Below are 21,525 nucleotides of genomic sequence, written 5' to 3'. Positions count from 1 at the left end.
CAGGAGCGAAGCTTGCTCGCGAAGACGGACCGACATTCAACATTGATGTCGCCTGTTACACCGCTTTCGCGAGCAAGCTTCGCTCCTACAGAGGTCGGGGTTCAGCCCGGTGCCAGGCGCCCACCTATTGAAATTACCGTGACCGAGTCCTGACGATGAATACTGAATTCCGCAAACCGCTACCCGGCAGCTCTCTGGATTATTTCGACGTCCGTGCGGCGGTCGATGCCATTGCACCCGGCGCCTACGACACCCTGCCGTACACCTCCCGCGTGCTGGCGGAAAACCTCGTGCGTCGCTGCGACCCGGCCACGCTCACCGATTCCCTGAAACAACTGATCGAGCGCAAACGCGACCTCGACTTCCCGTGGTTTCCGGCCCGCGTGGTGTGCCACGACATTCTCGGTCAGACCGCCCTGGTGGACCTCGCCGGCCTGCGCGATGCCATCGCCCTGCAAGGCGGCGACCCGGCGCAAGTGAACCCGGTGGTGCCGACGCAATTGATCGTCGACCATTCCCTGGCCGTCGAGCGTGGCGGCTTCGATCCCGAAGCCTTCGAAAAGAACCGCGCCATCGAAGACCGTCGCAACGAAGACCGTTTCCACTTCATCAACTGGACCAAGAAAGCCTTCAAGAACGTCGACGTGATCCCGCCGGGCAACGGGATCATGCACCAGATCAACCTGGAGAAAATGTCGCCGGTGATCCAGGTGCGCGACGGCGTTGCTTTCCCTGATACCTGCGTGGGTACTGACAGTCATACCCCGCATGTCGATGCACTGGGCGTGATCGCCATTGGCGTTGGCGGTCTGGAAGCGGAAAGCGTGATGCTCGGCCGCGCATCGTGGATGCGTCTGCCGGAAAGCGTTGGCGTTGAACTCACTGGCAAGCTGCAACCGGGCATCACCGCCACCGACATGGTGCTGGCGCTGACCGAATACCTGCGCAAACAAAAAGTCGTTGGCGCATGGCTGGAGTTCTTTGGTGAGGGCGCGTCAAACCTGACCCTCGGCGACCGCGCGACCATTTCCAACATGGCCCCGGAATACGGCGCCACTGCGGCAATGTTCTACATCGACCAGCAGACCATCGACTACCTGAAACTCACCGGCCGTGAAGACGAGCAAGTGCAACTGGTCGAGAACTACGCCAAACAGACCGGCCTGTGGGCCGATAGCCTCAAAGGCGCGCAATACGAGCGTGGGCTGAGCTTCGACCTGTCCTCGGTGGTGCGCAACATGGCAGGCCCGAGCAACCCGCATGCGCGTGTTGCGACCTCGGATCTGGCTGCCAAAGGCATCTCCGGCCAGTGGGAAGACGTGCCCGGCCAGATGCCGGACGGTGCGGTGATCATCGCTGCCATCACCAGTTGCACCAACACCAGCAACCCGCGCAACGTCATCGCCGCCGGCCTGCTGGCGCGTAATGCCAACAAGCTTGGGCTGACCCGCAAGCCATGGGTCAAGTCGTCTCTGGCACCCGGTTCGAAAACCGTGGCGCTGTATCTGGATGAAGCCGGCCTGACTAAAGAGCTGGAGCAGCTTGGCTTCGGCGTCGTGGCCTTCGCCTGCACTACATGCAACGGTATGTCCGGCGCGCTGGATCCGGTGATCCAGCAAGAGATCATCGACCGCGACCTGTACGCCACCGCCGTACTCTCCGGCAACCGCAACTTCGACGGGCGGATTCACCCGTACGCCAAGCAGGCGTTCCTCGCATCGCCGCCATTGGTGGTGGCTTATGCCATCGCCGGCACCATCCGTTTCGACATCGAAAAAGATGTACTGGGCGTGGTCGATGGCAAGGAAATCCGCCTGAAAGACATCTGGCCGAGCGACGAGGAAATCGACGCGGTGGTCAAGGCCTCGGTCAAGCCGGAGCAGTTCCGCCAGGTGTACATCCCAATGTTCGCCATCCACGAAGACACCGGTCCGAAGGTCGCGCCGCTGTACGACTGGCGCGAGATGAGCACCTACATTCGTCGTCCGCCGTACTGGGAAGGCGCGCTGGCCGGGGCGCGTCCGCTCAAGGGCATGCGCCCGCTGGCGGTGCTGCCGGACAACATCACCACCGATCACCTGTCGCCTTCGAACGCGATCATGCTCGACAGCGCAGCGGGTGAGTACCTGGCGAAAATGGGCCTGCCGGAAGAGGACTTCAACTCCTACGCCACGCACCGTGGCGACCACTTGACCGCGCAGCGCGCAACCTTCGCCAACCCGAAACTGTTCAATGAAATGGTGCAGGAAAACGGCAAGGTCAAGCAGGGTTCTCTTGCCCGCGTGGAGCCGGAAGGCAAAGTGATGCGCATGTGGGAAGCCATCGAAACCTACATGGAGCGCAAGCAACCGCTGATCATCATTGCCGGTGCCGACTACGGCCAGGGTTCGTCCCGGGACTGGGCGGCCAAAGGTGTGCGTCTGGCGGGGGTGGAAGCGATTGCCGCCGAAGGTTTCGAGCGTATTCACCGCACCAACCTGGTGGGCATGGGCGTGTTGCCGCTGGAATTCCTGCCAGGTACCAATCGTAAAACCTTAGGGATAGATGGCAGCGAAACCTATGACGTGATCGGCGATCGCACCCCGCGCGCAACGCTGACGCTGGTGATCAACCGCAAGAACGGTGAACGCGTCGAAGTGCCGGTGACCTGCCGCCTCGACACCGCCGAAGAAGTGTCGATCTACGAGGCCGGCGGCGTGTTGCAGCGTTTCGCTCAGGACTTCCTCGAAGAGTCGGCGGTTGCCGTTTAACACGACGAGCCGCGCGGGATTTCAAGTCTCGCGCTGGCCATACAGGATCAATATGGCTCACGCATCTCAGATAAAAATCGCTGCCACCTACATGCGCGGCGGTACCAGTAAAGGCGTGTTTTTCAGCTTGAAAGACCTGCCCGAAGCGGCGCAGATTCCTGGCCCGGCCCGCGATGCCTTGTTGCTGCGCGTGATCGGCAGCCCCGATCCGTACGAGAAGCAAATCGACGGCATGGGCGGCGCGACGTCCAGCACCAGCAAAACCGTGATCCTGTCGAAAAGCATCAAGGCCGATCACGACGTCGATTACCTGTTCGGTCAGGTCGCCATCGACAAGCCTTTCGTCGACTGGAGCGGCAACTGCGGCAACCTGTCGGCGGCGGTCGGTTCCTTCGCCGTCAGCAACGGCCTGGTGGATGCCAGTCGCATTCCGTACAACGGTGTGGCGGTGGTGCGCGTGTGGCAGGCCAATATCGGCAAGACCATCATCGCTCATGTGCCGATCACCAATGGCGAGGTCCAGGAAACCGGCGATTTCGAACTCGACGGCGTGACCTTTCCGGCGGCCGAAGTGCAGCTCGAATTCATGGATCCGGCGGCGGAAGAGGAGGGTGGTGGTGGTTCGATGTTCCCCACCGGCAACCTGGTGGACGACCTTGAAGTGCCGGGTGTCGGCACGCTCAAGGCAACCCTGATCAACGCCGGCATCCCGACCATCTTCATCAACGCCGAAGACATCGGCTACACCGGCACCGAACTGCAGGGCGCGATCAACAGTGACCTGGAGGCGTTGGCAATGTTCGAAACCATCCGCGCTTACGGTGCACTGCGCATGGGGCTGATTCAACACCTGGATGAAGCCGCCAAGCGCCAGCACACGCCGAAGGTCGCGTTCGTCGCCAAGCCGGCGGATTACATCGCGTCCAGCGGCAAGAAAATCGCAGCCACCGACATCGACCTGCTGGTGCGCGCGTTGTCCATGGGCAAGCTGCACCACGCCATGATGGGCACAGCGGCGGTAGCCATCGGCACGGCGGCGGCGATTTCCGGCACGCTGGTCAATCTGGCGGCGGGCGGCATCGAACGCAATGCCGTGCGCTTCGGTCATCCGTCCGGCACCTTGCGCGTGGGCGCCGAGGCCGCAAAGGTCAACGGTGAGTGGACGGTGAAAAAAGCCATCATGAGCCGTAGTGCGCGGGTGTTGATGGAAGGTTACGTCCGCGTGCCGGGGGATTGTTTCTAAACCCGGCACTGAGCCAATGTGGGAGCGGCGGTGCGGCGATCCGACTTGCTCGCGAAAGCGGTGTGTCAGGCAATGTTGATGTCAACTGACGCTCCCTCTTCGCGAGCAAGCCCGCTCCCACTTTTAATCCCGTTCCTACAATAAGAAAGCAGCGCGCATCGATCCTGAACCGAGGTCCCATCAACGAACCACTTCAAGAGTGAATCGAACATGAGCGCCAACGTCGACCTGAACACCCGCCCCGACTACGACACGGTTCTGCAGGACATCGCCGACTACGTCCTCAATTTCAACATCCAGTCGCCCGAGGCGCTTGATACTGCCCGCAATTGCCTGATGGACACCCTCGGCTGCGGCTTGCTGGCGCTGCGTTTCCCCGAATGCACCAAACACCTGGGTCCTATCGTCGAAGGCACTGTCGTCCCCTTCGGCGCCCGCGTGCCCGGCACCAGCTATCGTCTCGACCCGGTCAAGGCCGCTTGGGACATCGGTTGCATCGTCCGCTGGCTCGATTACAACGACACCTGGCTCGCCGCCGAATGGGGCCATCCGTCCGATAACCTCGGCGGTATTCTCGCGGTGGCCGACCACCTGTCGCAAAAGCGCCTGGCCAATGGCGACGCCCCGTTGACCATTCGCGCTGTGCTGGAAGCCATGATCATGGCGCACGAGATCCAGGGCGTGATCGCCCTGGAAAATTCGTTCAACCGCGTCGGTCTCGATCACGTGATTCTGGTGAAAGTCGCCTCGACCGCCGTTACTGCCAAACTCATGGGCGCCAATCGCGAGCAGCTGCTGTCGGCGTTGTCTCATGCCTTTGCCGACGGCCAGGCGCTGCGCACTTACCGACATGCGCCGAACGCCGGATCGCGTAAATCCTGGGCGGCCGGAGACGCGACCAGTCGGGGCGTGCGTCTGGCGGACATTGCGATGCGTGGTGAGATGGGCATCCCCGGCGTACTGACCGCCAAGCAATGGGGTTTCTACGATGTACTGTTCAGCCACACCAACAACGACCTGGGGCTCAAGCCTGAAGGCAAGCGAGCTTTCAGTTTTTCCCGGCCGTTCGGCAGCTATGTGATGGAAAACGTGCTGTTCAAGATCAGCTTCCCCGCTGAGTTCCACGCGCAAACGGCCTGCGAGGCTGCCGTCACCCTGCATCCATTGGTCAGGAATCGCCTGCATGAAATCGACAGGATCGTTATCACCACCCACGAATCAGCGATCCGCATCATCTCCAAGGTCGGCCCGCTGGCCAACGCTGCGGACCGCGATCACTGCCTCCAGTACATGACCGCCGTACCCCTGGTATTCGGCAATCTGGTGGCCGAGCAGTACGAAGACGACTTCCACGCCGCGCACCCGATTATCGATGTGCTGCGCGACAAAATGGTCATTGTCGAAGACCCGCGTTTCACCCGCGAATACCTGGAGGCGGACAAACGCTCCATCGCCAACGCGGTACAGGTGTTCTTCAAGGACGGTTCCAGCACCGATAACGTGATGGTGGAGTACCCGATCGGTCATCGCCGGCGCCGTGCTGATGGCATTCCGTTGCTGGAAGACAAGTTCAAGGTCAACCTGACGACGCGCTTCACGGCTCAGCGAAGCGCCGAGATCCTTGCGCTGTGCAAGGACCCGGCAGCGCTTGAAGCGACGCCGGTGAACCGGTTTGTGGATTTGTTTGTGATCTAGCTGGTCGCGAAGGCGGCATAACTGCCGCCGACTATCTACTTGAACCGCCGTTCCACACCTTTCTCCACCAGAATCTTCGCCGAGATCTCTTCCACGGAGAAATGCGTGGAATTGATGTGGGGAATGTTCTCGCGTCGGAACAGATTCTCCACCTCGCGCACTTCGAACTCGCACTGCGCGTAGCTCGAATAGCGGCTGTTGGGCTTGCGTTCGTTGCGGATCGCGGTGAGGCGGTCGGGGTCGATGGTCAGGCCGAACAGCTTGTGATGATGGGCGCGCAGGGCGGTCGGCAGTTGCAGGCGCTCCATGTCGTCTTCGGTCAGCGGATAGTTGGCTGCGCGGATGCCGAATTGCATGGCCATGTACAAACACGTCGGTGTTTTGCCGCATCGCGACACGCCTACTAGTATCAAGTCAGCTTTGTCGTAATAGTGCGTGCGGGCGCCATCGTCATTGTCGAGGGCGAAGTTCACCGCCTCGATACGCTCCATGTAATTGGAGTTATGGCCGATGGAGTGGGATTTGCCGACGGTGTAGGAAGAATGCTCGGTCAGCTCCTGTTCAAGGGGCGCCAGGAAGGTCGAGAAAATGTCGATCATGAAACCATTCGACGTTGCGAGAATCTCACGAATGTCCTGATTGACAATGGTGTCGAAAATAATCGGACGAAAACCATCGTTTTCGGCGGCTTTGTTGATTTGTTGTACCATGGCCCGCGCTTTATCAGCGTCGTCGATGTACGGTCGTATGATTTTGCTGAAGGTAATGTTTTCGAACTGCGCCAGCAGGCTTTGGCCGAGGGTTTCGGCGGTAATGCCGGTGCCATCGGAGATAAAGAAAGCAGATCGTTTCATTTGCACCTTGGGCCTTAAGCTAGTGACGATTCTTGGATATAGTAGGCGCGATTTGTCGGCCACCGATGGCCCGCATTCTCACTTATTTTCCAGGTCCAGGCCATACAGCCGGCAAAGGCTCCCCCGAGTCGCCGGCTTCTGAGCTTTTCCAACACAGTTAGTGGAGAGATCACCTTGGTAGAGTACGTAGTTTCCCTCGATAAGCTCGGCGTCCATGATGTAGAGCATGTGGGGGGCAAGAACGCATCCCTGGGCGAGATGATCAGTAACCTTGCAGGCGCCGGTGTATCGGTGCCAGGTGGCTTTGCCACGACAGCTCAGGCTTATCGTGATTTTCTGGAACTGAGCGGCCTGAACGATCAGATCCATGCCGCCCTCGACGCCCTGGACGTCGATGATGTAAACGCCTTGGCCAAGACCGGCGCCCAGATACGTCAATGGATCATGGAAGCCGAGTTCCCCGAGAAGCTCAACGCCGAGATCCGCACCGCGTTCGCCACGCTGTCGGCCGGCAACCCTGACATGGCCGTGGCCGTGCGCTCTTCCGCTACCGCCGAAGACTTGCCGGATGCTTCCTTCGCCGGTCAGCAGGAAACCTTCCTGAATATCCGTGGTGTCGAAAACGTCATTCGCGCCGCCAAAGAGGTATTCGCCTCGCTGTTCAACGACCGTGCCATTTCCTACCGCGTCCACCAGGGTTTCGATCACAAGCTGGTGGCTCTGTCGGCCGGTGTGCAACGCATGGTCCGCTCCGAAACCGGCACCGCCGGCGTGATGTTCACCCTCGATACCGAATCGGGCTTCCGTGACGTGGTGTTCATCACCGGCGCCTACGGCCTGGGTGAAACCGTCGTACAAGGCGCGGTGAACCCGGATGAGTTCTACGTCCACAAAGGCACGCTGGAAGCCGGTCGCCCGGCCATCCTGCGTCGCAACCTGGGCAGCAAAGCCATCAAGATGATCTACGGCGACGAAGCCAAGGCCGGTAAATCGGTCAAGACCGTCGATGTCGACAAGGCTGATCGCGCACGTTTCTGCCTGACCGACGCCGAAGTCAGCGAACTGGCCAAGCAGGCGATGATCATCGAGAAGCACTACAAGTGCCCGATGGACATCGAATGGGCCAAAGACGGCGACGACGGCAAGCTCTACATCGTGCAGGCCCGTCCGGAAACCGTGAAGAGCCGCACCCAGGCCAACGTCATGGAACGTTACCTGTTGAAAGAAACCGGCACCGTGCTGGTGGAAGGTCGCGCCATCGGCCAGCGCATCGGCGCCGGCAAGGTGCGGATCATCAAGGACGTGTCCGAGATGGACAAAGTCCAGCCAGGCGACGTTCTGGTTTCCGACATGACCGACCCGGACTGGGAGCCGGTCATGAAGCGCGCCAGCGCCATCGTCACCAACCGTGGTGGCCGTACCTGTCACGCGGCGATCATCGCTCGCGAGCTGGGTATCCCGGCCGTGGTCGGTTGCGGCAACGCCACCCAGCTGTTGAAAGACGGCCAGGGCGTGACCGTTTCCTGCGCTGAAGGTGACACCGGTTACATCTTCGAAGGCGAACTGGGCTTCGACATCAAGAAAAACTCCGTGGATGCCATGCCGGAGCTGCCGTTCAAGATCATGATGAACGTTGGCAACCCGGACCGCGCCTTCGACTTCGCGCAACTGCCGAACGCCGGTGTGGGCCTGGCCCGTCTGGAATTCATCATCAACCGCATGATCGGCGTGCACCCCAAGGCGCTGTTGAACTACAGCGGTCTGCCGCAGGAAATCAAGGACAGCGTCGACAAGCGCATTGCCGGTTACAACGACCCGGTCGGCTTCTATGTCGACAAACTGGTCGAAGGTATCAGCACGCTGGCGGCAGCGTTCTGGCCGAAAAAGGTCATCGTGCGTCTGTCGGACTTCAAGTCCAACGAATACGCGAACCTGATCGGCGGCAAACTCTACGAGCCGGAAGAAGAAAACCCGATGCTGGGCTTCCGTGGCGCTTCGCGTTACATCAGCGAATCGTTCCGTGACTGCTTCGAGCTCGAATGCCGCGCCCTCAAGCGCGTGCGTAACGAGATGGGCCTGACCAACGTTGAAATCATGGTGCCGTTCGTCCGTACCCTGGGCGAAGCGAGCCAGGTGGTCGATCTGCTGGCTGAAAACGGTCTGGCCCGTGGCGACAACGGTCTGCGCGTGATCATGATGTGCGAACTGCCGTCCAACGCGATCCTGGCTGAAGAATTCCTCGAGTTCTTCGACGGTTTCTCCATCGGCTCCAACGACCTGACCCAGCTCACACTGGGCCTGGACCGTGACTCCGGGATCATCGCGCACCTGTTCGACGAGCGTAACCCTGCAGTCAAGAAACTGCTGGCCAACGCCATTGCCGCGTGCAACAAGGCCGGCAAGTACATCGGCATCTGCGGTCAGGGCCCTTCGGACCACCCGGACCTGGCCAAGTGGCTGATGGAGCAGGGCATCGAAAGCGTTTCGTTGAACCCCGATTCCGTACTGGAAACCTGGTTCTTCCTGGCTGAAGGTCAGGCTTCGGCTTGATGGTGTGAGTGAAAGGGCCGATCTGTGATCGGCCCTTTCAGAGATTCAAGTAGGGCGGGCTCCTCTGGATGCCGCCCTTTTTTGTGCAAGAGCATATGCAAAGTAGCAGCAACCTATTTCCTGTCGCCCTGATCAGCGCCGAGCGGCGCGGCGATCTGAGCGAAGACGTCTATCGTTTGAAACCCGGCAACAGCCCCGATGGCACCGTTGAGCTGGCTGTGACACGCCTGGGCCTGGCCGATGAGCCGGCGGTGCGTGGCGTGCCGGTGATTCTGCTGCACGGCAGCTTTTCCAATCGGCGGTTCTGGTTCTCTCCCAAAGGCTTGGGCCTGGGCGCTTACCTGACGCGTCTGGGATTCGATGTGTGGATTCCGGAAATGCGTGGTCACGGCCTGTCTCAACGCAACCAGAACTATCGCAAGAACAGCGTCGCCGACTATGCGCGTTACGATTTGCCGGCCATTGGCGCGTTCGTGCGCGAGCAAAGCGGCCAGATCCCGCACTGGATCGGCCATTCGCTGGGGGGCATTACCCTGGCCGCGGCATTGGGCGGTCAGTATCTGGGCGAGCCTGTTGTGGCTTCGGCAGCGTTTTTTGGCACCCAAGTCAGCCGCACTTACTGGCCGTTGAAGTTCCCTCCGGTGGAATGGAGCGGGCGCTTCATTCTCAAGCGTTTTGCCCAACTGTCGGGCTCACGACTCAAACGCGGCCCGGAGGACGAGCCGATAGGCCTGGCCCTGGAAAGCATGCGCTGGTACGGGCTGTTCGGCCGTTTTGGCGATGCCGACAAAGACTGGTGGGCGGGTTTGGCCGAGGTGCAATTGCCAGTGCTGGCGGTGAGCGCCGCGGGCGATCATCAGGATCCGACCTGGGCCTGCCGTAAGCTGTTCGATCAAGTCGGCTCCGAGCACAAACAGTTCATCACCCTTGGCCGCGAGCAAGGCTTTGGCGATAATTTCGGTCACGTGGAAATGTTGGTCAGCAAGGCTGCGCAGGCTGAGGTCTGGCCGTTGGTGGCGCGTTGGCTGGCGGATCAACAGGCGCCTTTGCTGGATGGAAAGCCGGATTTGGCCGCCGCGGTTTAAGGTGGATGCTCTAACGAGGGCATTCCGCTCTGATCGGCTTGCGGCTAAGATGTGACGCGTTGAGCGGTTCTGGTCACTTTGAGTGATCGAGTTGATCACGATGTTCGTGCGAACGGAGTGATTTACACCGTCCGACCCTGGCCCGAGTATGCTGCATACTCGATTGTCTTCCTTGTTACAGGAGTTTCTCGATGAATCATTACCTCACGCCTGACCTGTGCGATGCCTACCCGGAGCTGGTGCAGGTGCTGGAACCGATGTTCAGCAATTTCGGTGGCCGTGATTCGTTCGGCGGCGAAATCGTGACCATCAAATGTTTCGAAGATAACTCGTTGGTCAAGGAGCAAGTCGAACTCAAGGGCAACGGTAAAGTGCTGGTGGTCGACGGTGGCGGTTCTCTGCGCCGCGCGCTGATGGGCGACATGCTGGCCGAGAAAGCCGCGAACAACGGTTGGGAAGGGCTGGTGATCTACGGTTGCATCCGCGACGTCGATGTCATTGCGCAAACCGACCTCGGTGTCCAGGCCCTGGCCAGCCACCCAATGAAAACCGACAGACGCGGCGTCGGTGAACTCAACATTGCTGTGACCTTTGCGGGTGTGACGTTCCATCCGGGTCACTACATCTACGCGGACAATAACGGCGTGATCGTTTCGCCAAGCCCGCTTGCAATGCCTGAATAAAGCACCGTATCAACCAAGGGGTGAGGATGTTCGAGGAAGAAAACGCGCAGTGGGGGCTGGTGCATGCCCTGGTGCTGGACGGTAAAGGCGGTGCGCGTTCGATAGCCCGGACTGAACTCGATGACTTGCAGCTGCAGGCCCATGAAAGCCTGTGGCTGCACTGGGATCGCAGTCATCCGCAAACCCAGACCTGGCTGCGCAAATACAGCGGCTTGAGTGAATTTAGTTGCGACTTGTTGCTGGAAGAAAACACCCGACCGCGTCTTTTGCCGCTGCCGGACTCCGAGCTGCTGCTGTTTCTGCGCGGGGTCAACCTGAACCCGGGCGCAGAGCCGGAAGACATGGTCTCGGTGCGGATCTTCGGTTCGGCCCAGCGGGTGATCTCCCTGCGTTTGCGGCCATTGCGCGCCACCGATGAGTTGCTGGTGCAGCTGGCCGAGGGCAAGGGACCTGGAACAGCTTCCGAACTGATTCTCTATATGGCGCAATACCTGACCAACAAGGTGCAGGATCTGGTCGCTTGCCTCTCCGAGGTGGTCGATGAAGAAGAAGAAAAGCTCGATGCCGACGAACGGTATACTCCCGAGCATGGCGCCATTTTGCACATCCGCCGTAGGGCCGCCGGGCTGAAGCGTTTCCTGGCGCCGCAGCGGGATATTTTCGGTCAGCTGACGCGGATAAAACTGCCGTGGTTCTGCTCAGATGATGGCGACTACTGGAACGAATTGAACAACAGCCTGACCCGTTATCTCGAGGAGCTGGAATTGACCCGGGAGCGCGTGGGGTTGGTCCTGGAGGCTGAAGATCGGCGTTTGAGCGTGCGTATGAACCGCACGATGTACCGCTTCGGGATCATCACCGGGATCTTTTTGCCGATGAGTTTTCTGACCGGTCTTTTGGGAATCAACGTTGGCGGCATTCCGTTCTCTGCCAGCCCTTACGGCTTCCTGATCGCTTGCCTGTTGATGGTCTCGGTGGCGCTGGGGCAGTGGTGGTTATTCCGACGTTTGCGTTGGGTCTGACAATGGGCCATGTGACCCGACCAAATTTAACCGCGTCTTTGACAGATATCACGAGAGGTGCGTATGCACGATCCGTTTGAACAGTCTTTGCGTGACATGCTCAAAGCATCGCCGTCCAGCCGTGACGACGATGCCTGTCTGGGGCGTGTACTGAAAACCGCCAACCGCCAGGTCGGTGCCGGCGATCTGTTCAGCCTGCTGGGCCGTTGGCTGCCCGCGCTGATGATCGCCCTGAATAACGGATCGGCCCATGTCTCGCCGGTTTCTCGTCTGCGTAAACCTACCGCCCGCACTGCTGATAAGGCTGATTGAATATGGAACTTGATCTCTGGACTCAGAGCCTCGTCACTGCAATGACTGCGTTGTGGACCAAAGTGGCAAACTTCATTCCGAACCTGTTCGGCGCACTGGTTGTGCTGCTGCTGGGTTTTGTCGTGGCCAAGCTGCTGGACACGCTGCTTTCCAAATTGCTCGCCAAACTGGGTCTCGATCGTCTGATGGGCGGTACCGGGCTGACCAAGTTGCTGTCCCGCGCCGGCCTCCAGGTGCCTATTTCGACGCTGATCGGCAAGATCGTCTATTGGTTCGTTCTGCTGATTTTTCTGGTTTCTGCCGCAGAATCCCTCGGTCTTGAGCGAGTTTCGGCTACGCTGGACATGTTGGCGCTGTATGTGCCGAAAGTATTCGGTGCCGCGTTGGTGTTGTTGGTGGGTGTCTTGCTGGCGCAATTGGCCAATGGGCTTGTACGCGGCGCGGCAGAAGGCGTAGGGCTGGATTACGCCGCGGGCCTGGGGCGAATTGCCCAGGGCCTGGTGATCATCATCAGTATTTCGGTCGCGATCAGCCAGTTGGAGGTCAAGACAGACCTGCTCAACCATGTGATCGTGATTGTCTTGATTACCGTTGGTCTGGCGGTTGCGCTGGCCATGGGATTGGGAAGCCGGGAAATTGCCGGTCAGATTCTTGCGGGAATCTATGTGCGTGAGTTGTATCAGGTTGGGCAACAAGTACGTGTTGGCGAGGTCGAAGGGCAGATCGAAGAGATCGGCACGGTGAAAACCACGGTGCTGACCGATGAGGGTGAGCTAGTCTCTCTCTCGAATCGGATTCTCTTGGAGCAGCATGTGAGTAGCCGCTAACCCGGCAAATCCTGCTAATGTATGCCGCCGCAAATTGCCCTGAAGGGCTGCGGCGGACATTGACCTGACTGTCGGCCAGACTTGTTTTGAATAAAGCTCAATCGCTCTCCACGCGCTACGACCCCCGCGAGCTCTCTGATGAGGAGTTGGTCGCGCGCTCGCACTCCGAGCTGTTTCACGTAACGCGCGCCTATGAAGAACTGATGCGGCGTTACCAGCGAACATTATTTAACGTTTGTGCACGGTATCTGGGGAACGATCGTGACGCAGACGATGTCTGTCAGGAAGTGATGTTGAAGGTGCTGTACGGCCTGAAGAACTTCGAGGGCAAATCGAAGTTCAAAACGTGGCTCTACAGCATCACCTACAACGAATGCATCACTCAGTATCGGAAGGAACGGCGTAAGCGTCGCTTGATGGACGCTTTGAGTCTGGACCCCCTCGAGGAAGCGTCTGAAGAAAAGGCGCCGAAACCCGAGGAGAAGGGCGGACTTGATCGCTGGCTGGTGTATGTGAACCCGATTGACCGTGAAATTCTGGTGCTACGATTTGTCGCAGAGCTGGAGTTTCAGGAGATCGCAGACATCATGCACATGGGTTTGAGTGCAACAAAAATGCGGTACAAACGCGCTCTAGACAAATTGCGTGAGAAATTTGCAGGCATTGCCGAAACTTAGTTTGGCGCAAATATCTCTTACGCGTAGGCAAGTTCTGATAGACTTGCCGCCGAGTTGTCCCCCGGTTTGCGGGACTGCTTCACAATCACCAGATGGGGATTTAACGGATGAAACTGAAAAACACCTTGGGCTTTGCCATTGGTTCTCTTATTGCCGCTACTTCGTTCGGCGCGCTGGCACAAGGCCAAGGCGCAGTTGAAATCGAAGGCTTCGCCAAGAAAGAACAGTACGACAGCGATCGTAACTTCAAGAACAACGGCAACCTGTTCGGCGGTTCGGTTGGTTACTTCCTGACCGACGACGTGGAACTGCGTCTGGCCTACGACGAAGTACACAACGTACGTGCAGATGATGGTCGTAACGTAAAGGGCGCTGATACCGCTCTGGACGCTCTGTACCACTTCAACAACCCAGGCGACATGATCCGTCCATACGTTTCTGCCGGTTTCTCGGACCAGAGCATTGGCCAGAACGGTTCGGGTCGTAACCGCTCCACTTTCGCCAACGTTGGCGGCGGTGCCAAGCTGTACTTCACTGAAAACTTCTACGCCCGTGCCGGCGTTGAAGCTCAGTACAACATCGACCAGGGCGACACCGAGTGGGCTCCTAGCGTCGGTATCGGTGTGAACTTCGGTGGCGGCTCCAAGCCTGCTGCTGCTCCAGTTCCAGCACCGGCTGAAGTTTGCTCCGACAGCGACAACGATGGCGTTTGCGACAACGTTGACAAGTGCCCAGACACCCCAGCCAACGTAACTGTTGACGCTGATGGCTGCCCGGCAGTTGCTGAAGTTGTTCGTGTTGAGCTGGACGTGAAATTCGACTTCAACAAGTCGGTAGTCAAGCCTAACAGCTACGGCGACATCAAAAACCTGGCTGACTTCATGAAGCAGTACCCATCCACCACTACTGTTGTTGAAGGTCACACTGACTCCGTCGGTCCTGACGCTTACAACCAGAAACTGTCCGAGCGTCGTGCAAACGCCGTTAAGCAAGTTCTGACCAACCAGTACGGTGTTTCGCCGTCCCGCGTTCAGTCTGTTGGCTACGGCGAATCCCGCCCAGTTGCTGACAACGCCACTGAAGCTGGTCGCGCTGTAAACCGTCGCGTAGAAGCGAAGGTTGAAGCAGCAGCTAAGTAATTAGCTCGCAGCTCAAGAAAAGCCCGGCTTAGGCCGGGCTTTTCTTTGTCTGCGATTTGGTGAAGTGGGAGTGATAGGTAGGGTTCAGGCTGATTGATCGGCCGTCATCGCGGGCAACGCACGCTCCCACAGAGATGAGGTTGCACAGGCTGCCACGGTTCCAATCACCAAGATGGCTGGGCTTTTCAATTCAAAGGCGCAGGCGTCTTTCTCCATCGCTGTCAGATCACTCCGACATTCCCGTTGGTGCGGCAGCGAAGCGTTTTCGATCATCGCCACGGGCGTATCGGCGGCCATTCCACCGGCCAGCAGTTGCTCGCGAATTTCACTGAGTTTTGCCACGCCCATGTAGATCACCAACGTGGTGCCGCCTTGAGCCAGGGCCTGCCAGTTCAGGCTGCTGTCATCCTGAGTGTGCGCCGTGACCAGTGTCACGCCACGGGCGACGCCCCGCAGCGTCAGCGGAATATCGCATTGGGTCGCGCCGGCAAGGCCAGCGGTGATGCCATTAACCAGCTCAACCTCGACGCCACGTTCACGCAACCACTGCGCCTCTTCACCACCGCGCCCGAAGATGCACGGATCGCCACCCTTGAGCCGCACCACGCATTTACCGTGGCGGGTATAGCGCAACATCAGGCGATGAATGAAGGCTTGAGGCGTGGAGCGGCAGCCGCCGCGCTTGCCCACAGGAATAATCCGGGCATTCGGGCAATGCTCCAACACCGCAGGATTGACCAGATCGTCGATCAACACCACGTCCGCTTCGCGCAACGCGCGAACCGCCTTGAGGGTCAGCAATTCCGGATCGCCGGGACCCGCACCCACCAGCCAGACTTTTGCGTTCATAGTGTTTTCCTCACGAGGTGACGGCGACTGGCTGCGCGGTGGCGGCCAGCAAACGCTTGATTTCCGGGACGCAGGAACCGCATTGCGTGCCGCAGCCCAATTCTTGTTTCAAGCCCTGCAAGTCCAGGCCACGGCTGATGCCGGCGCAGACTGCGTTCTGGCTGACGTTCATGCAGTTGCACAGGGTTTTGGTGCCGGATGCCGGGGCGCCAGTGTTGCCTGGCGGCGCACTCAACGGTGCCAGCAGCCAACGGCGCAGTTGTTCGTCGGCGCGACCTTCGAGCCACAGGCTTTGCAGCCAGTGCTGGGCGAGCGTTTCACCGGCCAGGCGAATCGCGGTGATCCGGCTGTTTTCGATACGAACCCGCTTACCGATCGAGCGCCGGGGATCGTCATAGGCCAACACCGGGCCGTCGTTGAGCCCCAGGCATTGATCGATATCACGCAATAGCTGTGGCTCTGGCGCGGTGGCGCTGGCAGCGCGTATCAGCAGTGCAGGGCGTTCACGGCCGGCGAGGCTGAGGCTGGCGTAGGAAAACGCCTCACAGAGTGGTCGCAGTGTCTCCAGATGCTGTTGAACATCACCTTCAATCAGGGCGAAAAGCTGCCAGGGCAAATTCACAGGCTCGAGTCGCACGCCGCTATGTTTGAGTTCCGGCTGTTTCGACAATGGATCGAAGGCGGGAAGGGTGAGGGTATTCACGCCGCCCTTGAGAAAACGGTCGCCCCAATGCATCGGCAGGAAGGCCTGGCCCGGACGTACGCTGTCGTCGCTGCTGACCGGCAGGATCACCGCGCCCCGGCGGCTTTTCAGATTGATCAGGTCGCCAGGTTGCAGGCGATGCCGACGCAGTTCATCCGGGTGCAGGCTCAACACGGCTTCGCTGACATGGCCGAATAGCTGCGCGGCGGTGCCGGTGCGGCTCATGCCGTGCCATTGGTCGCGCAGGCGGCCGGTGATCAGGGTCAGCGGGAAGCGTGCATCGCGTTGCTCCTTGGCGGCGCGATACGGGTCGGTCACAAACTGTGCACGCCCGCTGGCGGTCGGGAAAACCCCGTCGAGGTACAACCGCGCGGTGCCTTCGCGGGCTCCGGTGGGGAAAGGCCATTGCTGCGGACCGAGCTGGTCGATCAACTCATGACTGATCCCGGACAGGTCGAGGTCGCGGCCACGAGTCAGTTGTTTGTATTCGTCGAAGACCTGTGCCGGGGTTTCAAAGGAAAACAAGCTGGAGGCTCCGGGACGCAGATGTTTTTCCAGGCGCTGTGCGAAATCCACCGTGATCGCCCAGTCGGACCGTGCTTCACCGGGTGCGCCGATGGCTCGACGGACGTGGGAAATGCGCCGCTCGGAGTTGGTGACCGTGCCGTCCTTTTCACCCCAACTGGCGGCGGGCAGCAGCAGGTCGGCGAACGCGGCGGTCTCGGTGGCGTGGAAGGCTTCCTGCAATACCACGAATGGACAGGCTTGCAATGCCTCGCGCACGGCGGTCTGGTCCGGCAAAGACTGCGCAGGGTTGGTGCAGGCGATCCACAGGGCTTTGATCTTGCCGCTGCGCATCTGCTCGAACAGTTCGATGGCTGTTAGCCCGGTGTTTTCGGGCAGTTGATCAACGCCCCAGTAGGCGGCCACTTGCGCGCGGTGTTCGGCATTGGCCGCTTCGCGATGGCCTGGCAGCAGGTTCGACAAACTGCCAGTTTCGCGGCCGCCCATGGCATTTGGCTGACCAGTCAGCGAGAAAGGTCCTGCGCCGGGCCGGCCGATTTGCCCGGTGGCCAGGTGCAGGTTGATCAGCGCACTGTTCTTCGCGCTGCCGGCGGTGGACTGATTCAGCCCCATGCACCACAGCGACAGAAAGCTCGGTGACGTGCCGACCCATTCCGCACATTGCTGCAGTTGCTCGACGCTGATGCCGCAGAGCTGCGAAACCATTGCCGGGGTGTAATCGCGCACCAGTTTTTTCAGTTCGGCCAGGCCTTCGGTATGGGCCTTGATGAAGTCGCGGTCGATCCAGTCTTCCCACAGCAGCAGGTGCAAAATCCCATGGAACAATGCGACATCGGTACCGGGCAGAATCGCCAGGTGCAGGTCAGCCAGGTCGCAGGTGTCGGTGCGCCGTGGGTCGATGACGATGACTTTCATCTGCGGACGGCGGGATTTGGCTTCTTCCAGGCGACGAAACAGGATCGGGTGGGCGTAGGCCATGTTGCTGCCGACGATCATCACGCAGTCGCTCAGTCCCAAATCTTCGTAGTTGCAGGGCGGAGCGTCGGCGCCGAGGCTGCGCTTGTAGCCAACCACCGCTGAAGACATGCACAGCCGTGAATTGCTGTCGATGTTGTTGGTGCCCACCAGCGCTCGCGCCAGTTTGTTGAAGGCGTAGTAATCCTCGGTCAGCAATTGCCCGGAGATATAGAACGCGACGCTGTCCGGGCCGTGCTCGGTGATGGTTTGCGCGAATACATTGGCAGCGTGATCGAGTGCGGTGTCCCAGTCGGTGCGGCTGCGGGCCAGGCCTTTGCCCAGGCGCAACTCAGGGTACAGGGCGCGCGCGGTCAGGTCGCCGGTCAGGTGCAAGGTCGAACCTTTGCTGCACAATTTGCCGAAGTTGGCCGGGTGTGCCGGATCGCCGCTGACGCCGAGGATGCGTTCGCCGTCGTGTTCGATCAGCACGCCGCAGCCGACCCCGCAGTAGCAGCAGGTGGAGGCGGTGATTTGGCGGTCCATCAGCTTGCTTCCCGCAGGGCCAGCAACACCCGGCCATTCTCGACCCGTGCCGAGTGATGGTGGGCGCAGCCGATATCGGGAGCCTGGGCCTCACCGGTTTCCAGATCGATCTGCCAATTGTGTAGTGGGCAGGCGACCCGTTTGCCGTAGATCAAGCCTTGGGACAGTGGTCCGCCCTTGTGTGGGCAGCGGTCGTCGAGGGCGAAAACCTCATCGTCGCTCGTACGAAAAATCGCAATGTCACCTTTCGGGCCGGCGATGATCCGCGAGCCAAGGGTGTTGATCTCTTCCAGTGCGCAGATATCCAGCCAGTTCATGCCGACACCTCCAGGTTCTTCACGGGAATGACCTCGAATTCTTTTTTCAGCAGTGGTTGCTCGAGGCGTTCCTTCCACGGGTCCTGTTCGAACGACAGGGAGAATTGCAGGCGTTCGTTGAGTGCCTTGCGCCGTACCGGGTCTTCCAGCACGGCTTTCTTGATGTGTTCCATGCCGACCCGTTGCAGGTAATGCACGGTGCGCTCGAGGTAGAAGGCTTCTTCGCGGTAGAGCTGCAGGAACGCACCGTTGTATTCGCGCACCTCTTCGGCGGTTTTCAGCTTGACGAAGAACTCCGCGACTTCGGTCTTGATCCCGCCGTTGCCACCGATGTACATCTCCCAGCCGGAATCCACGCCGATAATTCCGACGTCCTTGATCCCCGCTTCCGAGCAGTTGCGTGGGCAACCGGAGACAGCCAGTTTTACTTTGTGTGGCGACCACATGTTGAACAGGTCATGTTCGAGCTCGATGCCCAGTTGCGTGGAATTCTGGGTGCCGAAGCGGCAGAACTCACTGCCGACACAGGTTTTCACCGTGCGGATGGATTTGCCGTAGGCGTGTCCGGACGGCATGTCGAGGTCTTTCCAGACGCCCGGCAGGTCTTGCTTTTTGATCCCCAGCAAGTCGATGCGTTGGCCGCCGGTGACCTTGACCATCGGCACGTTGTACTTGTCGGCCACGTCGGCGATGCGCCGCAGTTCTGAAGGATTGGTCACACCGCCCCACATCCGCGGGACTACAGAGTAAGTGCCGTCTTTCTGAATGTTGGCGTGGGCACGTTCGTTGATCAGCCGCGATTGCGGATCGTCCTTGGCCTCGCCGGGCCAGGTGGAAATCAGGTAGTAGTTGAGCGCCGGGCGGCAGGTGGCGCAGCCGTTCGGCGTGCGCCAGTTCAGGTAGCTCATGGTGCCGGCGATGGTCAGCAGATGCTGGTCGCGGATGGCCTGGCGGATTTGCCCGTGGTTGAGGTCGCTGCACCCGCAGATGGCTTTTTCGCTTTTCGGTTTGACGTCTGCCGCACCGCCCACGGTGTTGATCAGGATCTGTTCGACGAGGCCGGCACAAGAGCCGCAGGAGCTGGCGGCCTTGGTGTGTTTCTTCACGTCGTCGACGCTGAACAGCCCGTGTTCCTGAATGGCTTTGACGATGGTGCCTTTGCACACGCCGTTACAGCCGCAGACTTCGGCGGTGTCGGCCATGCTCATGGCTTTGTCCTGGCCTTGATGTCCTACATCGCCTAAAGCATTTTCGCCAAACATCAGGTGATCGCGGATCTCGCCGATGGCATGGTTCTCACGGATCTGCCGGAAATACCAACCGCCGTCTGCCGTATCGCCGTACAGACAGGCGCCGACCAGCACGTCATCCTTGATCACCAGTTTCTTGTAGACCCCGCCGATCGGGTCGGAAAGGGTGATGGTCTCGGTGCCTTCGCCGCCCATGAAGTCGCCGGCGGAGAACAGGTCGATGCCGGTGACTTTCAATTTGGTCGACGTCACCGAGCCCTTGTAAGTGGCGAAGCCCAGTTGGGCGAGGTGGTTGGCGCACACCTTGGCTTGTTCGAACAGCGGTGCGACCAAGCCGTAGGCGGTGCCGCGGTGGCTGGCGCATTCGCCGATGGCGTACACCCGAGGGTCGTAGGTTTGCATCGTGTCGTTGACCAGAATCCCGCGGCTGCAAGGGATGCCGGCTTTTTCCGCCAGTTCGGTGTTGGGGCGAATGCCGGCGGCCATCACCACTAGATCGGCTGGGATAATGTCGCCGTTCTTGAACTGCACCGAGCCGACCCGGCCATTGCCGGCGTCGTGCAGGGCCTGGGTCTGTTCGCACAGGCGGAAATGCAGGCCGCGAGCTTCCAGGGCGGTTTGCAGAAGTTGGCCGCTGGTTTTGTCCAGTTGGCGCTCCAGCAGCCATTCGCCGATGTGCACCACGGTGACGTGCATGCCCCGCAGCATCAGGCCGTTGGCGGCTTCAAGGCCCAGCAGGCCGCCACCGATGACCACGGCGTGCTTGTGGGTCTTGGCGGTGTCGATCATCACTTGGGTGTCGGCAATGTCGCGGTAGCCGATCACGCCCTGCAAGGTATTACCGGGGATCGGCAGGATGAACGGGGTCGAGCCGGTGGCAATCAGCAGGCGGTCGTATTCGGCCTCTGTGCCGTCTTCGGCGATGACCCGGCGTTTGACCCGGTCGATCTCCACCACTTTGCGGTTAAGCAGCAGCTTGATGTTGTTTTCCAGGTACCAGTCCAGATCGTTGAGCACGATCTCTTCGAACGTCTGTTCGCCGGCCAGTACGGGGGACAGCAGGATGCGGTTGTAGTTGGTATGCGGTTCGGCGCCGAAGACCGTGATGTCGTACAGCTCATTACTCAGCTTGAGCAGTTCTTCCAGGGTACGAACCCCGGCCATGCCGTTGCCGATCATCACCAGTTTTAGTTTTTTCATCAGGTTCTCCGGGGAGCTCGGGCCTGCCTCATCAGGGCATTCAGGCCTTGCTCGACAAAATTTTGCGCAAACAAAAAAAGGCGTCCCGCTAGCTAACTAGCGAGGACGCCTTTGTCCTTGTCCCGTTCTCTCGGGCAGCGCAGCCTTCTACGTTGAAGGCCGGGCTTTATGTATGTTGGGAAAGGTAATGCAGTGGTTGTGCCAAGTCGGACATATGCCGAATTTATCGGCTCTCAGCGTGGGAGAAGGGTGTTTTCGTGCACCGGTTCAATGCGCTATGCCCGGTTTTGAAGCAAAAAAGTCAAAAGATCGCAGCCTACGGCAGCTCCCGCAGGAGATCGTGG

16 protein-coding genes are annotated in these 21,525 nt (G+C 59.7%); 11 read left to right on the top strand and 5 right to left on the bottom strand.

Annotated elements, in window-relative coordinates; genetic code table 11:
* Positions 1-155 precede the first annotated feature (155 nt).
* The 3 genes from acnD to prpD all read left to right on the top strand — a co-directional run bounded on the left by acnD (position 156) and on the right by prpD (position 5,688).
* Positions 156-2,750 carry a Fe/S-dependent 2-methylisocitrate dehydratase AcnD gene (gene acnD, locus AC30D7_RS11890; RefSeq protein ID WP_490134182.1) on the top strand — a complete coding sequence of 865 codons (2,595 nt, stop codon included), beginning with the start codon at positions 156-158 and terminating at the stop codon, positions 2,748-2,750.
* A gap of 52 nt (positions 2,751-2,802) precedes the next feature.
* On the top strand, positions 2,803-3,993 hold the full coding sequence (gene prpF, locus AC30D7_RS11885; RefSeq protein WP_490134181.1) for a 2-methylaconitate cis-trans isomerase PrpF: 1,191 nt from the start codon (positions 2,803-2,805) through the stop codon (positions 3,991-3,993).
* Positions 3,994-4,203: 210 nt separating this feature from the next.
* Positions 4,204-5,688, top strand: coding sequence for a 2-methylcitrate dehydratase (gene prpD / locus AC30D7_RS11880; protein WP_018925254.1), 1,485 nt, complete (start codon positions 4,204-4,206; stop codon positions 5,686-5,688).
* A 35-nt stretch (positions 5,689-5,723) separates the two neighbouring features.
* Here the strand turns inward: prpD and ppsR are convergent, their stop codons facing one another.
* Positions 5,724-6,542, bottom strand: a complete 819-nt coding sequence (gene ppsR / locus AC30D7_RS11875; protein WP_018925255.1) for a posphoenolpyruvate synthetase regulatory kinase/phosphorylase PpsR — start codon at positions 6,540-6,542, stop codon at positions 5,724-5,726.
* 174 nt (positions 6,543-6,716) lie between these two features.
* On the opposite strand from ppsR, the gene ppsA reads away from it, so the two are divergent.
* The 8 genes from ppsA to AC30D7_RS11835 all read left to right on the top strand — a co-directional run bounded on the left by ppsA (position 6,717) and on the right by AC30D7_RS11835 (position 14,837).
* On the top strand, positions 6,717-9,092 hold the full coding sequence (gene ppsA / locus AC30D7_RS11870; protein WP_490134180.1) for a phosphoenolpyruvate synthase: 2,376 nt from the start codon (positions 6,717-6,719) through the stop codon (positions 9,090-9,092).
* 95 nt (positions 9,093-9,187) lie between these two features.
* Positions 9,188-10,177, top strand: a complete 990-nt coding sequence (locus AC30D7_RS11865; RefSeq protein ID WP_490134179.1) for an alpha/beta fold hydrolase — start codon at positions 9,188-9,190, stop codon at positions 10,175-10,177.
* 191 nt (positions 10,178-10,368) lie between these two features.
* Positions 10,369-10,860, top strand: coding sequence for a ribonuclease E activity regulator RraA (gene rraA, locus AC30D7_RS11860; RefSeq protein WP_105339617.1), 492 nt, complete (start codon positions 10,369-10,371; stop codon positions 10,858-10,860).
* A gap of 26 nt (positions 10,861-10,886) precedes the next feature.
* Positions 10,887-11,882, top strand: a complete 996-nt coding sequence (locus tag AC30D7_RS11855; protein ID WP_490134178.1) for a zinc transporter ZntB — start codon at positions 10,887-10,889, stop codon at positions 11,880-11,882.
* Positions 11,883-11,945: 63 nt separating this feature from the next.
* The gene (locus AC30D7_RS11850; RefSeq protein WP_008006975.1) at positions 11,946-12,194 is read left to right on the top strand and encodes a hypothetical protein; all 249 of its coding nucleotides are present in this window, start codon (positions 11,946-11,948) and stop codon (positions 12,192-12,194) included.
* A gap of 2 nt (positions 12,195-12,196) precedes the next feature.
* Positions 12,197-13,021, top strand: coding sequence for a mechanosensitive ion channel family protein (locus AC30D7_RS11845; protein WP_007940637.1), 825 nt, complete (start codon positions 12,197-12,199; stop codon positions 13,019-13,021).
* 86 nt (positions 13,022-13,107) lie between these two features.
* A complete protein-coding gene (sigX, locus tag AC30D7_RS11840) occupies positions 13,108-13,698 on the top strand; it encodes an RNA polymerase sigma factor SigX (protein ID WP_026331741.1) in 591 nt (196 codons plus the stop codon).
* Between the two features lie 107 nt (positions 13,699-13,805).
* Positions 13,806-14,837, top strand: coding sequence for an OmpA family protein (locus AC30D7_RS11835; protein ID WP_490134177.1), 1,032 nt, complete (start codon positions 13,806-13,808; stop codon positions 14,835-14,837).
* 84 nt (positions 14,838-14,921) lie between these two features.
* Here the strand turns inward: AC30D7_RS11835 and cobA are convergent, their stop codons facing one another.
* Genes cobA through nirB form a run of 4 tightly spaced genes read right to left on the bottom strand, consistent with a single transcriptional unit; the run spans position 14,922 to position 21,181 of the window.
* Positions 14,922-15,686, bottom strand: coding sequence for a uroporphyrinogen-III C-methyltransferase (gene cobA, locus AC30D7_RS11830; protein WP_490134176.1), 765 nt, complete (start codon positions 15,684-15,686; stop codon positions 14,922-14,924).
* A gap of 10 nt (positions 15,687-15,696) precedes the next feature.
* The gene (locus tag AC30D7_RS11825) at positions 15,697-18,414 is read right to left on the bottom strand and encodes a nitrate reductase (RefSeq protein ID WP_490134175.1); all 2,718 of its coding nucleotides are present in this window, start codon (positions 18,412-18,414) and stop codon (positions 15,697-15,699) included.
* A complete protein-coding gene (gene nirD, locus AC30D7_RS11820) occupies positions 18,414-18,731 on the bottom strand; it encodes a nitrite reductase small subunit NirD (protein WP_007902067.1) in 318 nt (105 codons plus the stop codon). Before nirD ends, AC30D7_RS11825 begins: the two co-directional genes overlap by 1 nt.
* A complete protein-coding gene (gene nirB, locus AC30D7_RS11815) occupies positions 18,728-21,181 on the bottom strand; it encodes a nitrite reductase large subunit NirB (RefSeq protein ID WP_028941084.1) in 2,454 nt (817 codons plus the stop codon). The genes nirD and nirB overlap by 4 nt, the downstream gene beginning before the upstream one ends.
* Positions 21,182-21,525 lie beyond the last annotated feature (344 nt).

The sequence above is a fragment of the Pseudomonas sp. DF5 genome, from assembly GCF_058148225.1.
Note: the sequence above shows the minus strand (reverse complement) of the source record. Positions and strands in the feature narration are given on the sequence as shown.

Excerpts from the sequence above, each read along its gene's own strand:
- acnD (WP_490134182.1), top strand. The coding sequence starts at position 156 with ATGAATACTGAATTCCGCAAACCGCTACCCGGCAGCTCTCTGGATTAT.
- prpF (WP_490134181.1), top strand. The coding sequence starts at position 2,803 with ATGGCTCACGCATCTCAGATAAAAATCGCTGCCACCTACATGCGCGGC.
- prpD (WP_018925254.1), top strand. The coding sequence starts at position 4,204 with ATGAGCGCCAACGTCGACCTGAACACCCGCCCCGACTACGACACGGTT.
- ppsR (WP_018925255.1), bottom strand. The coding sequence starts at position 6,542 with ATGAAACGATCTGCTTTCTTTATCTCCGATGGCACCGGCATTACCGCC.
- AC30D7_RS11865 (WP_490134179.1), top strand. The coding sequence starts at position 9,188 with ATGCAAAGTAGCAGCAACCTATTTCCTGTCGCCCTGATCAGCGCCGAG.
- rraA (WP_105339617.1), top strand. The coding sequence starts at position 10,369 with ATGAATCATTACCTCACGCCTGACCTGTGCGATGCCTACCCGGAGCTG.
- AC30D7_RS11855 (WP_490134178.1), top strand. The coding sequence starts at position 10,887 with ATGTTCGAGGAAGAAAACGCGCAGTGGGGGCTGGTGCATGCCCTGGTG.
- AC30D7_RS11850 (WP_008006975.1), top strand. The coding sequence starts at position 11,946 with ATGCACGATCCGTTTGAACAGTCTTTGCGTGACATGCTCAAAGCATCG.
- AC30D7_RS11845 (WP_007940637.1), top strand. The coding sequence starts at position 12,197 with ATGGAACTTGATCTCTGGACTCAGAGCCTCGTCACTGCAATGACTGCG.
- AC30D7_RS11835 (WP_490134177.1), top strand. The coding sequence starts at position 13,806 with ATGAAACTGAAAAACACCTTGGGCTTTGCCATTGGTTCTCTTATTGCC.
- cobA (WP_490134176.1), bottom strand. The coding sequence starts at position 15,686 with ATGAACGCAAAAGTCTGGCTGGTGGGTGCGGGTCCCGGCGATCCGGAA.
- AC30D7_RS11825 (WP_490134175.1), bottom strand. The coding sequence starts at position 18,414 with ATGGACCGCCAAATCACCGCCTCCACCTGCTGCTACTGCGGGGTCGGC.
- nirD (WP_007902067.1), bottom strand. The coding sequence starts at position 18,731 with ATGAACTGGCTGGATATCTGCGCACTGGAAGAGATCAACACCCTTGGC.
- nirB (WP_028941084.1), bottom strand. The coding sequence starts at position 21,181 with ATGAAAAAACTAAAACTGGTGATGATCGGCAACGGCATGGCCGGGGTT.